The organism is uncultured Traorella sp. (assembly GCF_944327115.1).
In the GTDB taxonomy this organism is placed as follows: Bacteria; Bacillota_I; Bacilli_A; order Erysipelotrichales; family Erysipelotrichaceae; genus Traorella.
In genome coordinates, this window is record NZ_CALVGS010000102.1 from 1 (window position 1) to 13139 (window position 13139).

At 35.9% G+C, this 13139-nt stretch carries 16 protein-coding genes; 12 read left to right on the forward strand and 4 right to left on the reverse strand.

The features are described from left to right. Positions 1–13: 13 nt before the first annotated feature. From Q0K35_RS09140 to Q0K35_RS09150, 3 genes are read right to left on the reverse strand one after another with little or no spacing between them, the layout of a single operon-like run. Positions 14–460: a DUF3284 domain-containing protein gene (locus Q0K35_RS09140; protein WP_294562453.1), complete on the reverse strand. Its 447-nt coding sequence runs from the start codon at positions 458–460 to the stop codon at positions 14–16. A 1-nt stretch (position 461) separates the two neighbouring features. Continuing rightward, positions 462–1016 (reverse strand): RDD family protein, encoded by a 555-nt coding sequence (locus Q0K35_RS09145; protein ID WP_294562455.1) that lies wholly within the window; start codon positions 1014–1016, stop codon positions 462–464. Between the two features lie 14 nt (positions 1017–1030). Further along, positions 1031–2965: a PTS sugar transporter subunit IIA gene (locus Q0K35_RS09150; RefSeq protein WP_294562456.1), complete on the reverse strand. Its 1935-nt coding sequence runs from the start codon at positions 2963–2965 to the stop codon at positions 1031–1033. 138 nt (positions 2966–3103) lie between these two features. On the opposite strand from Q0K35_RS09150, the gene Q0K35_RS09155 reads away from it, so the two are divergent. The 12 genes from Q0K35_RS09155 (at position 3104) to Q0K35_RS09210 (ending at position 12895) form a co-directional block, all read left to right on the forward strand. Further along, positions 3104–3421 carry a PTS lactose/cellobiose transporter subunit IIA gene (locus tag Q0K35_RS09155; protein WP_294562457.1) on the forward strand — a complete coding sequence of 106 codons (318 nt, stop codon included), beginning with the start codon at positions 3104–3106 and terminating at the stop codon, positions 3419–3421. A 17-nt stretch (positions 3422–3438) separates the two neighbouring features. Beyond that, positions 3439–3747 (forward strand): PTS sugar transporter subunit IIB, encoded by a 309-nt coding sequence (locus tag Q0K35_RS09160; protein WP_294562459.1) that lies wholly within the window; start codon positions 3439–3441, stop codon positions 3745–3747. Positions 3748–3769: 22 nt separating this feature from the next. Continuing rightward, entirely contained in the window at positions 3770–5044 is a 1275-nt protein-coding gene (locus Q0K35_RS09165; RefSeq protein WP_294562461.1) for a PTS transporter subunit EIIC, read from the forward strand. A gap of 61 nt (positions 5045–5105) precedes the next feature. Continuing rightward, entirely contained in the window at positions 5106–5345 is a 240-nt protein-coding gene (locus Q0K35_RS09170; protein WP_294562464.1) for a hypothetical protein, read from the forward strand. Further along, positions 5345–5620: a hypothetical protein gene (locus tag Q0K35_RS09175; protein WP_294562465.1), complete on the forward strand. Its 276-nt coding sequence runs from the start codon at positions 5345–5347 to the stop codon at positions 5618–5620. The genes Q0K35_RS09170 and Q0K35_RS09175 overlap by 1 nt, the downstream gene beginning before the upstream one ends. Continuing rightward, positions 5617–7500, forward strand: a complete 1884-nt coding sequence (locus Q0K35_RS09180; RefSeq protein WP_294562467.1) for an FAD-dependent oxidoreductase — start codon at positions 5617–5619, stop codon at positions 7498–7500. The genes Q0K35_RS09175 and Q0K35_RS09180 overlap by 4 nt, the downstream gene beginning before the upstream one ends. Positions 7501–7873: 373 nt before the next feature. After that, on the forward strand, positions 7874–8227 hold the full coding sequence (locus Q0K35_RS09185) for a type II toxin-antitoxin system RelE/ParE family toxin (RefSeq protein WP_294562468.1): 354 nt from the start codon (positions 7874–7876) through the stop codon (positions 8225–8227). Then, positions 8227–8511 carry a helix-turn-helix transcriptional regulator gene (locus Q0K35_RS09190; protein WP_294562470.1) on the forward strand — a complete coding sequence of 95 codons (285 nt, stop codon included), beginning with the start codon at positions 8227–8229 and terminating at the stop codon, positions 8509–8511. The genes Q0K35_RS09185 and Q0K35_RS09190 overlap by 1 nt, the downstream gene beginning before the upstream one ends. Before the next feature lie 166 nt (positions 8512–8677). Further along, positions 8678–9157 (forward strand): glucose PTS transporter subunit IIA, encoded by a 480-nt coding sequence (locus Q0K35_RS09195; RefSeq protein ID WP_294562471.1) that lies wholly within the window; start codon positions 8678–8680, stop codon positions 9155–9157. A 2-nt stretch (positions 9158–9159) separates the two neighbouring features. Then, complete coding sequence (locus tag Q0K35_RS09200) at positions 9160–9975, forward strand: PRD domain-containing protein (RefSeq protein WP_294562473.1); 816 nt, start codon at positions 9160–9162, stop codon at positions 9973–9975. A 59-nt stretch (positions 9976–10034) separates the two neighbouring features. Beyond that, a complete protein-coding gene (locus tag Q0K35_RS09205; RefSeq protein WP_294562474.1) occupies positions 10035–11432 on the forward strand; it encodes a PTS transporter subunit EIIC in 1398 nt (465 codons plus the stop codon). A 17-nt stretch (positions 11433–11449) separates the two neighbouring features. Continuing rightward, positions 11450–12895, forward strand: a complete 1446-nt coding sequence (locus Q0K35_RS09210; protein ID WP_294562476.1) for a glycoside hydrolase family 1 protein — start codon at positions 11450–11452, stop codon at positions 12893–12895. A gap of 23 nt (positions 12896–12918) precedes the next feature. On the opposite strand, the gene Q0K35_RS09215 is transcribed toward Q0K35_RS09210, so the two are convergent. Continuing rightward, on the reverse strand, positions 12919–13139 hold a 221-nt coding region (locus Q0K35_RS09215), incomplete at its 5' end, for a hypothetical protein (RefSeq protein WP_294562477.1).

Consider the following 13139-nt stretch of genomic DNA (forward strand, 5'->3'; position numbering starts at 1 on the left):
ATAAAAACACAGCCTATTGTCCAGCTGTGTTTGTTTCATTTTTGTTTTTTTGTTCGATCAAATACTGGGTAACAGCATTCATTCTTTTTTCTAATTTTTTACGATAGCCTTTTTCGCTCCATGCGCCTATCTTCTTTTCAACATGATTGGCATCATATTTTGTTTCCCGATAGGTTACTTCACAGGCATCCTTTCCTTTAGGAAGGATGACATAACGGATCGTATTCGTACCGGATTTAGATACATAGTCTAATTCGATGATTTTTGGATATACATAATCCGTAACTTTGACCTTGCACATTTCTGTTTTCATAAAGCCGGTATTAAGACTTTTTTCAAAGGTAATGCCCTTTTTGATTTTCTCATTGCTTCCGGCTACTTCCAGACTTGTCTGCACGGTTGAAAGAATAAAATCGAAATAAGCTTTCGCTTCAACATTAGCCTGAATCGTAACTTCCATACTACTTCTCCTTTGTATCAATAACAAATGTGCCTGCAATCTTATCATGGATCATTTGTCCGAGTGGATCTTTGAAAAGCATGATGATCGAAATCAGTGATACGATGCAAAACGCATAATAGAGATAAACAACCAGCTGATTGTCAATGACCATTCCCAAGACGCTGCGTAACACAAATGAAGCATTATTGAAGGTTTCTTCAACCAAGATAATACCTATGACTGTCCGTAAAAATATCGTTAAAGAACGAACATCTTTTCCATCTGTGCGAACGATACGAATATGCATCACCCTTTTCCCTAAAGACTGTCCCCTATATGTAGGAGCGATCCATTGAGGCATGACATAATAGATATAAACAAGTATAATACCGACAATGAGTGACGTCAAGGCATAAGAAAAAGGAAGCTTTGAAATCGTCGTATCAATCGTAAGCTTTCCCTGATAGATACTGACAAAAAGACAGATTGACAGGGACATGCATAAAGCACTTAGATACCAGTCGATGATATATGCGATCAGTCGTTTGATGGGAGATGCAGTTATTTTTTTCATGATGATCCTCTTTTCTAATAAAATGAAACCAAAGAATTGATAAATTCATCAAAGGTCTTGATATTCATGACTTTTTTAAAGATATGTTCATCTTTTAATATTTGCGTGATAAATTCAAAAATATCTGAAAATAAATCACGGTCCTCTTCTTTTAGTGAAAGCATGAATACCAGATTGACCTGATTGATGCCCCAGGATATCGGTTCAGGATTCAGGCTGACGGCTATCACGCTGGATTTCGCCTTGTTGTTTAAAGGATGAGGAATGGCGATATTGCCATAAGAGCTGGGAGATATTTTCTCATGAGCATAAATTTCATCCTTATAGGAGGCATCTACATACTGATGAGAGATCATGACATCACACATCGTTTCTATCGCATCAACATCATTTTTAAATTTCTTATCCGTGAAAAATAAATCTTCATGGAAGAAATACATGATCTTATCACGAATGACATTTTTTATCTTATTGTTCTTGATATCATCAATAATAGTAAAAATATTACGAATATCGGTTTCTGTCACAAAAGGATTTAAGATATAATGCCGGATTGAAATAGATGTGTCGATGGGTTCTGTCGATAAGATCAATTCAACACCGCAAAGGTCCGTGTCACTGCGAATGGATGTTAGGACATTGCTGATTAAAAGATTCTCAGAATAAATGCCGGAAAGCTTTTTGGATATCTTTTGACCAAGTGAATAATAATTCGGACAGATGATGATGGCATTTACTTTATCATGTAAGGCTTTGTTTTCATCCATAAGCACACCTACATGAAGGGCAATATAAGCAATCTCATCTTCCGGAAGCACATAGCCGCTGCATTCATAAATTACATTGGATATGTGTACGGATATCGCATAAATCAAGGGATAATCATTTTTAATACCGCTGAATTGAAGGTTGTTGATACTGATGTGATGTTCAAGGCGTACTAACAGATTTTTTAAATGAAAAGCAAATCGTATAAGAAAGTTTTCATTTCTAAGATTGACACAGTATGTATTATCAACGGAAGTAACGATCTTTTCAATAAGATCGCTGATATCCTTGCCAAGGATCGACTCAATCTGATTATAGCGAATCGATGTGACATTGTTTGAAACGACTCGGGTCATCATGAGTACGCTGGCTTGATAGATATCAAGCAAAGAATAATCAGTATTGTATATTTCCTTTAATTTCAAATAGATCTCGTTGACGATTTTCTGAACATGAGGGGAACCCAGTTCCATTAAGGCTTCCTGTTCAATAGGAGTGCGGACATCTTTCATATCCTGACGGTTTCCCCTCAGTTCAATCGTTAATGCGATGTGCAACACATAATTGAAGAGGGAGTAGGAATCAAGGAAATATTCATTTTCGGTTAAGATTCCTGTCACCAGTTTTTCGATTTTTGTGAGGTCTACGGTTGTAAATATGAGCTGCACACGGTCGAGTGAGAGATATGAATTTTGAATTTCACTATTGATCAAATCAAGGATGATCTTTCTTTTATCTTTAGATAACCCTGTAATTGAAACGATATCATTGCGGGTATGAACATTCAGATGATATTTTGAGATTTCAGTTCTGATCTTTGATAATTCATTTTGGAGCGTGACTGGTGAGATACAGAGGCGTTCTGAAAGCTCGCTGATCGTCGGACGCTGTTTTTCTAATAGAATAGAAATGATGATCATTCTCTTTCTCTCTTCATAGTTACGAGGAATGTTTGAGTTGCTATGAACATTGAGGATGGTGCTTGCTTGTTCTTTATCGATCTTATAGCCTTTATTTGATGAAATAATCAATTTTGGGTATTCTTTATTGATTTCTGAGATACAGTATTTGACGCTTCGTACTGAAATTTCCAAATGATCGGCGAGTGTTGTCGTGGTCGTCCAATCGGTTTGATTATTAAGATATGAGATTGTTTGAAGCTTTTTATCCAAATTAGCCATAGTATTTCCTCCACTATAATTCTACCCAATTCTCTTATAGATTTGTTTTTGTTTTTTGCATGGTCAAAGGGCAAAAGCTGAGATTGAAAGGTTATTTTTGTTTGAGTAAACTGAAAGTGTAAATGAGAGGTGGAAGCTATGACGATAGAAGAAATCAATAACGTTGCCTGTCAGATCATTGCTCATGCAGGTGATGGGAAAAGTTACTCAATGGAAGCCATTGAAAATGCAGAGGCCGGGGACTTCAAGGGTGCTGAAGAAAGCTTGAAGCACAGTGATGAATCTATCCAAAAGGCACATGAGATCCATACAGGTCTTTTGGTCCAGGAAGCAAGGGATCCGGGATGCATAACAGCTACCATGATGCTGATTCATGCGTCGAATCATTTAAGTGCAGCAGAATTGACAAGGGATCTGGCTGAAAGATTTATACGTGTTTATAAGACACGTCAATAAATAAGGAGGTGAAAGAGGTGTATAACATTATCTTGGTTTGTGAGCATGGTGCAAGTACAGGGATGTTGACAACGCGTATGCAGGAAGCTGCTAAGAAATTAGGGGTCGAGGCAACGATCAATGCATATCCATATACAAAGCTGGATGAGCTGATCGACGGAGCTGATATTGTACTGTTAGGGCCACAGGTACGTTTTAAGAAGAAGACTTTCGAAGAAAAATATGCGGATAAAGGCATTGAATTCATGGTCGTGGATACGGTGGATTATGGAATGATGAATGGTGAGAAAGTCTTGAAGACAGTACTCGAACATTTAAAAAAGTAAATCATTATTGAAGGAGGAAATTATGGAAAAATTAATGGATAAGATTTCAGCCTTTGTAGAACCGCTTGCTGAGTGGGTTCACAAGATGAATTTCTTACAGGCATTGGCAGAAGCAATGCAGGTATTGCTTCCGATTACGGTTGTTGGTTCTTTTGCTTGTCTGTTTGCGTTTTTGGATATAGGAGGATGGCAGCCTTTCCTTGCTGAACATCCGATGATTGGAACAGTATTCATGAATGCCCAGTCATGGACAATCAGCTGTATCGCTTTTTATACCGTATTAGTATTGCCGTATCTTTATGCAAAGAGATTGAATGTGGATGAACCACTGGCATGTATTCCATTGGCAGTAGCAGCGTTCTTACTGCTGACACCGACTGAATTATATACTTCTATTCCAACATCATGGTTGGGTCATGCAGGTATGTTCTCAGCTTTCATCGTAAGTTTCTTGGTCGTACGTTTTGTGAAATTATGTGCTGATCATAATGTAACGATCAAAATGCCTGCAGGGGTACCTCATTATATTGAAGCTACATTCGCCGTATTAATTCCGGCATTTATCATCGTATTTGGATGCTCTTTGATCGGACAGGCAATGGCCGCAACAGAATTTGGTTCGATTCACCAGTTGATTTATACATTTATCCAGACACCATTGCAAGGCTTAGGTACAAGCTTTGGAGGCTTGCTCATTACAGAAGTAGTAATGACACTGGCAATGTTCTGTGGTATCCATGGTTCAAGCGTCGTACCTTTCATGGATGCATTGCAGATGTCTGCCAATGAAGCAAATGCCGCAGCTTTAGCTGCCGGTGAAGCACTTCCGAATATCTATGGTACAGGATTGTTGAACTCAATTCAGATTGGTGGTATCGGTGCTACCTTAGGATTAGCCATCGTATTATTCTTCTTTGCGAAATCAAAGAGATACAAGCAATTGGCAAGAGTTGCCATCGTTCCACAGATCTTTAATATCGGTGAACCATTGTTGTTCGGTATTCCTATCATGTTGAACCCTATGCTGTTCATCCCATATATGGGTGGTGTCATCGTGAATACCTGTGTAGCTTATTTCGCTATGTGGTCCGGACTTGTCGGACGTCCAAACGGTGTCAATCCAAGCTGGACGATGCCAGGTATCATCCAAGGTTTATTAGGTATATCTACACCGGTACAAGGAGCTATCTTACAGGTTTTGATCATTGTGATCGATATGGCCATCTGGTTCCCATTTGTGAAATTGATTGATAAGCAGGCTCTTGAAGAAGAAGGAAATGAAGCCGTTGAAGCTTAAATAAAAATGGAAAGCAGCAGTGTCAGCATTGTTGCTTTCTTTTATAGAAAGGAAGGAAAATATGTTACAGATTGGAAGTCCAAAAGCAAAGATCTTACATGAAAAATTAAATGGTCTGGAATGGGAAGGAATTCATTTTGAGGTTGTTTCAATGCAGGGCCTTACATTAAAAGTAAAGCATGACGGTGAAAGTGATGCCGCAGCAAAAGCGGCCCTGAAAAAGTATATCGCAACTCTTCCTGAGCTTAAAAACGCTTATACCAATATTCAGCTGATCGATGAGCAGGGAAGAATTTTATAATGAATCAAAAATTCTATTTGGGCGATCTTGAATTCAGTCGTAAGATGCGAAAGCTGTATGGCTGGATCATACCGGGTATATTTGCCGCTATGTGCCTTCTTTTCCTGATTGAGAAGGCATGGCTGACAGCTTTATGCTTTTTAGGTGTGGTACTTGTCAGCCTGCCATGGCTGAGATCATTTTTTGAAAAGCTGCATATTGGCGGATTTTTGAAATTTGTGATCTGTGTCGTATTGGTCGTATTAGGAGTTTTAAGTACAGGAGTTTATTTATGAAAGTTGAAGCGTTGTTTTTACCCTTAAAGGTCAATGGCATGATGCTGCGTAATCGTATCGTTGCGGCACCGATGGGAATCATTGCCTCACATAAGATCATATCAAGCACCAATTATGGTGCAATAAGTGCATGGGATCGTTCAATGGGCGGTAGTGCATTGGTACATATTCCCGGTGAGGGAGTGGATCTTTTCAGTAAATATGAATTGGATGTAACAAAGGAACAGATCAATGTCGCAAAGCAGGATGGTGCCAAGGTAGCTTGTGAAGTAGGCTTCTTTTCCATGGTGCCGGATGAAGAAGGTTATGTATATGGGCCGATGGATGGCATTCGTTTTGATGGTTTAAAGATGAAGGCCTTTACGCATGAAAAGATGCGTGAATTAGCAGAGGAAACAGCTCAATTCTGTGTCAAGTGCAAAAAGATCGGGTTTGATGCGGTAACACTTCATTTTGGACATGATTCTTTAGGATCACAGTTTTTATCACCGGTATGGAATCAAAGAGAAGATGAGTATGGCGGAAGTCTTGAAAACCGCTGCCGTTTCCCAAAAGAAGCTTTAGAAATCATTCGTAAAGTAGTAGGTCCGGATTATCCGATCATCGTTCGTTTATCTCGGCAATTAATGGTACCGGAAACATATCCGGAAGAAGATATGCTTTATTTTATCAAAGAAATTGAAGGGTTAGCGGATATGGTAAATATCAGCTGTGGCATGGATGTTTATCATGCAGCCAATGTACATGCCGTACCTACGATTTTCGAGCCTCATAATTATAATGCGGCATTTGCGAAAAAAGTAAAAGAGAATACAAATTTACTGGTATGTCTGGTTGGAGCTGTGATGAATCCCGAAGAGGCCAATGAATTGATAGAAAAAGGCTATACGGATTGCTGTATGTTTGGACGTTCTTTGATAGCTGATCCATATTGGCCAAAGAAGATCATGAATGGTCATGAAGAGGATATCGTTCCATGCATTCGCTGTATGCATTGTTATCATATAGCGACTGACCATTGGAATGTACAGTGTTCTGTGAATCCGCGATTCAGAAGAGAGGATCGTATGGCATTGACACAACCGATCAAAACAACAAAGAAGCATGTCGTAGTCGTTGGTGGCGGTGTCAGCGGTATGGTTGCTGCCCTGTCTGCCAGCGAGCAGGGTCATCATGTAACTTTACTGGAAAAGGAAGATCATCTTGGAGGCCTTTTGAAGTGGGCCAGTGAAGGACCTTTTAAAGAAGATCTGAGAGCTTATCAGAAATATTTGACCCATCAGATAGAAAAATCATCGATAGATGTCCGCTTGAATACAAAAGCTGATAAAAAGATGCTGGAAATATTAAAGCCGGATCGTTTGATTGTTGCAGTGGGATCTGCTTCTGCGAATTTACATATCAAAGGAGCTGAAAAAATGATGGATTCATTGACAGCCATCGAATCAAAAGCAAAAGTAGGTCATAAAGCAGTGATCATCGGTGGCGGTTCCATTGGCTGTGAATTAGGATTAGAATTATCTTTAGAGGGACATGATGTGATAATTGTTGAGATGGCGGATGATATTGCCTTGAATGGAAATATGTTGTACCGGATTGCCTTGAAACAGCACATGGACAAGCAGGATAATTTGCATGTAGTTACTCAGGCGTGCTGTAAAGAAATCGAAGAGGATCATGTCATCGTTGAGATCAATGGCAAAGAAGAAAAGATAGGATTTGATACGATCATCAATGCAGCTGGAAGAAAAGCTTTAAAGGAAGAAGCGATGTCATTGTATGGCGTATGTAAAGATACTGTTATGGTCGGTGACTGTGAACGTGTGGGTTCAGTGATCGATGCAGTCAATATTGCTTATTTCGTAGGAAAAAGTTTATAAGATGTTTCATTTGAATATTTCATTATAAATGCAACGCAAGCAATTTGCGTTGCATTTGCGTTTGATAACTTGTTAAAAATGTTAACAATTAATGAAATCTGGATTAAGGTTTACAAGAAGTAGTTGTTTTATGGACTATGATTCAGTTTTTATTCGGTCGCAATCGAATCGAATTAAATCGAATAAAAATACAAAGAGCAAGTTAACGTTGTTCATTTGAAAAAAATTGTAAATATAATAAAAATGATTAGGAAATTTGACGTTGAAGTGCATATATAAATAGTAGGCAAGGAAGGTTGAAATTACTATTACAGTTAACAAACTATGAATTTGACAAAATGGAATATATTCCATATAATGGAGGTGGAAAGAAATGAATTTGTTCACTGTTGAATTCTATGAAAAAACAGATGGAAAATGTCCTGTACAAGAATTTATAAATGCACTTGATTCAAAGAAAGAAGCAAAAGTGGCAAGAGAAATAACTTTATTAGAAATGTTTGGTACGGATCTTAGAGAACCACATTGTAAGTATATTAAAGATGGTATATTTGAGCTTCGAGTTGTAATGGGAAGTAATATTTTTAGAATATTTTATTTTTTTCATCTGAATAAACGAATTATCATGACAAATGGATTTATAAAGAAAACAAATAGAATACCAAAAAAAGAATTAAAATTGGCTAAGAACTATCGAAAAGATTTTCTACAACGGGAGGGAATTTAATGACAAGGAAGTTTGATGATTATTTGAATGAAAGGCTGAAAGACGATAACTTTAAAGAAGAATATGATAAATTAGATAATGAGTATTCTTTTGCGATTGCTTTGATTGAAGCAAGAAATAAAAAGAAGCTATCACAAAAACAACTTGCGGAAAAGACAGGTATGACACAGGCAGATATAAGCAAGATTGAAAGTGGAAATCGTAATTTATCAATAAGGACATTACAACGATTAGCTGATGGTTTAGATATGGATCTAAAGATTCAATTTGTGTCTAGAAAATAAGGTGAAAAGTATTTCGAATTACGCATTTTGAAAATGTTAAAATAATAAAAAAGGTATTGACAACGCTTACATCTATTTGGTATCCTATATTTGTAAGTAGGATTGTTACTCTTTCGAGGCTTGACCTAATACGTATGTATTTAGTCTGTTGAGAAAGGGTTTTTTTATGGGATTATTTAATTTTAAGAAAAATAATATAATTTATGCTCCTTTTAAAGGAAAGTGTTTACCATTAAAAGAAGTTGATGATGGAGTATTTTCAATGGAAATGCTCGGTAAAGGCGTTGCTTTCAGATTTGATGATGAGTTTGTCAATTCGCCATGCTTTGGTGAGGTTATCATGGTTGCACATACGAAGCATGCAGTGGGCATCAGAATGAAAAATGGTGCAGAAATATTGGTTCATGTTGGGTTGGACACGGTAGAACTAAACGGACGAGGCTTGAAGGTGTTTGTTAATGAGGGGGATATCGTAAGACCTGGTGATCAATTAATCATGGTTAACAGGGAATACATGAAAGAAATAAATGTTGATATGACTACTATGTTAGTAATAACAAATTCAGATAAATATGAATTTAGTTTTGAAAATTACGGAGAAATGAAAAATAAAAAAGAATTATTTGAAATAACAAAAAAGGAATAGGTATGAAAGTTATAAGAAATATAAATAACAATGTTGCATTATGTATAGATTCTAAGGGTAAAGAAGTAATAGTATTTGGTAAGGGTATTGGATTTTCAAAAGTACCTTGTGAAATACCATTGAATAAAATCGAGAGAACATTTTATGATTTGGATAATCAGTATATATCATTATTAAATGATCTTTCTTCAGAATCTTTAAAAATAGCAGATATTGTAGTTAATTATGCAATAGAGAAATTAAATTGCGAGCTTAATTCAAATTTGATATTTAATATTGCTGATCATATCGATTTCGCAATAGAAAGGTATAGAAAAAATATCAAAATGAGTTTATCTATATTTAATGATATAGAACATTTATATGATGCAGAAATGGAAGTTGGAAAGTATGCACTTGATGTTATTTATAATGTTGCCAGAGTAAGACTTCCAGAAGAAGAAGCAGCATGTATCGCATTAAATATCATAAATTCTGAATATAATTTGCATAAAAACGATTTGATGAATGAGAAAACGATTGATCAAGTTGTAAGCATTATAGAAGAAACATTCAAAATAAAAATCAATAAGAAAACTTTTAGTTATTCACGATTTGTTACTCATATGTACTATTTGTTTAAAAGGGAAAATGAAAAAAAGGAAATTAGCAGTGATAATTTAAAATTATACAACAGCCTAATAAAGACTTATCCTAAATCTTATGAGTGTGCCAATGAAATAAGTAAATATTTTAAAAAAACAAGAAATTATGAATTGTCTAAAGAAGAAAGCTTATATTTAATACTACATATTAATCGATTGTGTTCGATGAAGTAGGTTTCAATCAGTATGACTGGCCAGATACTGTGTGAAATATAGAGTGAAAGGAGATAAACATGAGTCAAAAATATGATATTTTAGCGGATGATATTTTATCAGCATTGGGTGGTAAGGACAATATTTCGTTCTTTACTCATTGTACTACTAGACTTAGAGTTTCATTAAAAGATAAAGGAATGATTGATGAGGAAACCATCAAAGGAATTGAGGGAGTCATTGGATGTCGCTGGACAGGTGATCAATTACAGATTATTATTGGGCAACATGTTCCTGAAGTATATGACACTATTTGTGATAAAGCAGGTTTAGAAAAACAAGCTAAAGTAGATGAGAGCTTAGATGAAGAATTAATTGATACACCTAAAAAGAAAAATAAATTTAATTTCTATTTTATTATTGAAATCATCGCCTATGCTTTACAGCCATCATTATTCTTAATGATTGGTGCCGGTATGGTGAAAGTAATATTGTTATTACTTACTTTTGTTGGCTTATCAACGGATAATCCTACATATCAGCTGTTATTTAACGCTGCTGATGCTGTATATTATTTCTTACCAATCATTGTAGGCTACGGTGTTGCGAAAAAGATTGGTTCAGAACCAGCGATTGGTATGGTTGTGGGAATGTTCTTGGTTGCGCCTGTATTTATAGATAATGTAAATAATGGTGTAGCAATGAATTTTTTGGGAATTTCAGTATATCCTAAAGCTTATAGTTCAACATTTTTGCCTGCTATACTATGTACAGTTCCTACATGTTATTTATATGATTTTCTGAAAAAAAGAGTACCAGCAGTTATAAAAAATTTAGTTGCTCCATTAGTAACATTCTTAGTGATGATTCCATTATCATATGTTGTTTTAGCACCGTTGGCATCTATTGTTGGTGATTACTTAGCTACAGGAGTTATGTGGCTTTATAATCTGACTGGTTTTGTCGGTGTGGCAATGTTCTGTGGTATTCTCCCATTCTTGATTACAACAGGTATTCACTTTTGCTTCTCGGCTTATTGGGTTCCTGAAATTACAACACCGGGTGGAGAACTGTTCTATTTGATTTCAAACTGTATATTCAATATCAATGTAGGTGTTGCTTGCGCTGTTATTGGATTAAAAACCAAAATTGTTGAACAGAAATCAGTTGCAATTTCAGCTGGTATATCCTCAGCTGTAGCGGGTATTTCAGAGCCTGCCTTATTTGGTGTTGTAATGGAAAATAAACGTGCTTTAGCCGCTTTAGTGATTGGCAATATCGCAGGCGGAGCAGTAGCTGGTTTACTTAGAGTTGCGGCTCATATGTGGCCTGCTAGCTGGGGTATGTTTATGTTACCAAGTTTTATTGACCCTGTAACAGGACAAGGATTTATTAATGCCTTGATTGCTGTAGCAGTTGGTATTGTTGTTACTGCTGTTGCTACATTTATTTTATACAAAGATGATGCAAAAGTATAAAGGAAAGGAGAAATTATATGTCTAAAAAAATTCCTGATACATTCTTATGGGGAGCAGGATTTGCAGCTAGTCAGATTGAGGGGGCGTGGAATGAAGGAGGCAAGGGTCCGAATGTTGCAGATATGAATGAATATCGTGGAGATTTGCCTAAAGAACTAAGAGCCAATGTTGAACCTATCACCACTAAATATTTAGAAGAAGCTTTTTCTGAAAATACTACAAAATATTTTCCTAAAAGAGAAGCTATAAATTTTTATCATACTTATCCTGAAGATGTGAAAATGTTAGGAAAAGATGGGCTAGGCTTAAATTCATTTAGAACTTCAATTTGTTGGAGTCGTATTTTTCCTAATGGGGATGATACACAACCAAATGAAGAGGGATTAAAATTCTATGACGATTTGTTTGACTGCATTATTGAAAATGGTATGGAACCAATTGTTACGATGTCGCATTATGAAATGCCTATTGCACTTACAACGAATTATACCGGCTGGTATTCTAAAGAGGTAATTGATTTCTTTTATCGCTTTGGACAAGTGATATTAGATCGATATCATAATAAAGTGAATAAGTGGATCATTGTTAATCAGATTAATATGATCAAAGAAGAACCTTATAATCATTTAGGAATTCTAAGTGATAAAGTAGATAATATGGAAGTGGCACAAGCACAAGCTGTTTTCAATGAAATGGTTTCATGTGCTAAGATTACAAAGTATTCTCATGAACATTATCCTGATGTACAAATTGGCTGTATGTTAGCGGGTGGACCTGCTTTTCCTCTTTCCTGTGATTTTGATGATGTGATGGCAACTATAAGGTTTAATCAGTTGAAATTCTATTATTCTGATGTGTTATTAAGAGGAACAATTCCTGGATATATTCATAGATATTATAAGGAAATAGGTTTTGATTTCAAACCATCTGAAGAAGAGTTAAAAGTTTTAAAAGAAAATACTGCTGATTTCTTTAGTTTCTCGTGTTATTCTTCAAGTGTTTGCAGTAATGAATCTTTCTCAAATGGAAGAAAATCAATTCCTAATCCAAATAGTGAAGTAAGCGAATGGGGCTGGTCGATTGATCCTAGGGGTCTAAGAGCACAATTAAATATGATATATGATCGTTATCAATGTCCAATATATATTACAGAGCATGGTTTAGGAAGAATTGAAACGCCAGATGAAAATCTTGTAGTTGACGATTCTTATCGTATTGATTACTATCGAACAACGATTAAAGAAATCAAAGAAGCTTTGGAAGATGGTGTGGATTTAAGAGGATTGTACGCATGGAGTCCGATTGATATTGTGAGTTGCTCATCATGTAAAATGGCAAAAAGATATGGATTTATTTATACCGATAGAGATAACCATGGAAATGGAACACAAAAAAGAGTGCCTAAAAAATCTTATTATTGGTACCAGAAGGTATTAAAATCCAATGGTGAAGATGTCGACTAATTATTTTTTAAAGAATAGTATAATCATATGCTATTCTTTTTTAGATATAGTTGATCCGCCAGCTTTGAAATTGAAAAAAAACCTTGATTTTTAGGGATATTTTGTTTATACTTAATGGGCGAGTAGATACTTTTCGTATTTGCTCCTTGCTCAACTACTCTTGGGCCAAAAGACCATAAGGAGGTGTACTCAATGAAAAAGTACGAAATTATGTACATTTTAAAAGCTAATCTTGAAGAAGCTG

What these genes read in the sequence shown, in the direction of transcription:
- Q0K35_RS09175 (WP_294562465.1), top strand. Translation starts at nt 5,345, where the DNA reads ATGAATCAAAAATTCTATTTGGGCGATCTTGAATTCAGTCGTAAGATG.
- Q0K35_RS09150 (WP_294562456.1), bottom strand. Translation starts at nt 2,965, where the DNA reads ATGGCTAATTTGGATAAAAAGCTTCAAACAATCTCATATCTTAATAAT.
- Q0K35_RS09195 (WP_294562471.1), top strand. Translation starts at nt 8,678, where the DNA reads ATGGGATTATTTAATTTTAAGAAAAATAATATAATTTATGCTCCTTTT.
- Q0K35_RS09180 (WP_294562467.1), top strand. Translation starts at nt 5,617, where the DNA reads ATGAAAGTTGAAGCGTTGTTTTTACCCTTAAAGGTCAATGGCATGATG.
- Q0K35_RS09200 (WP_294562473.1), top strand. Translation starts at nt 9,160, where the DNA reads ATGAAAGTTATAAGAAATATAAATAACAATGTTGCATTATGTATAGAT.
- Q0K35_RS09205 (WP_294562474.1), top strand. Translation starts at nt 10,035, where the DNA reads ATGAGTCAAAAATATGATATTTTAGCGGATGATATTTTATCAGCATTG.
- Q0K35_RS09170 (WP_294562464.1), top strand. Translation starts at nt 5,106, where the DNA reads ATGTTACAGATTGGAAGTCCAAAAGCAAAGATCTTACATGAAAAATTA.
- Q0K35_RS09145 (WP_294562455.1), bottom strand. Translation starts at nt 1,016, where the DNA reads ATGAAAAAAATAACTGCATCTCCCATCAAACGACTGATCGCATATATC.
- Q0K35_RS09155 (WP_294562457.1), top strand. Translation starts at nt 3,104, where the DNA reads ATGACGATAGAAGAAATCAATAACGTTGCCTGTCAGATCATTGCTCAT.
- Q0K35_RS09165 (WP_294562461.1), top strand. Translation starts at nt 3,770, where the DNA reads ATGGAAAAATTAATGGATAAGATTTCAGCCTTTGTAGAACCGCTTGCT.
- Q0K35_RS09190 (WP_294562470.1), top strand. Translation starts at nt 8,227, where the DNA reads ATGACAAGGAAGTTTGATGATTATTTGAATGAAAGGCTGAAAGACGAT.
- Q0K35_RS09185 (WP_294562468.1), top strand. Translation starts at nt 7,874, where the DNA reads ATGAATTTGTTCACTGTTGAATTCTATGAAAAAACAGATGGAAAATGT.
- Q0K35_RS09140 (WP_294562453.1), bottom strand. Translation starts at nt 460, where the DNA reads ATGGAAGTTACGATTCAGGCTAATGTTGAAGCGAAAGCTTATTTCGAT.
- Q0K35_RS09210 (WP_294562476.1), top strand. Translation starts at nt 11,450, where the DNA reads ATGTCTAAAAAAATTCCTGATACATTCTTATGGGGAGCAGGATTTGCA.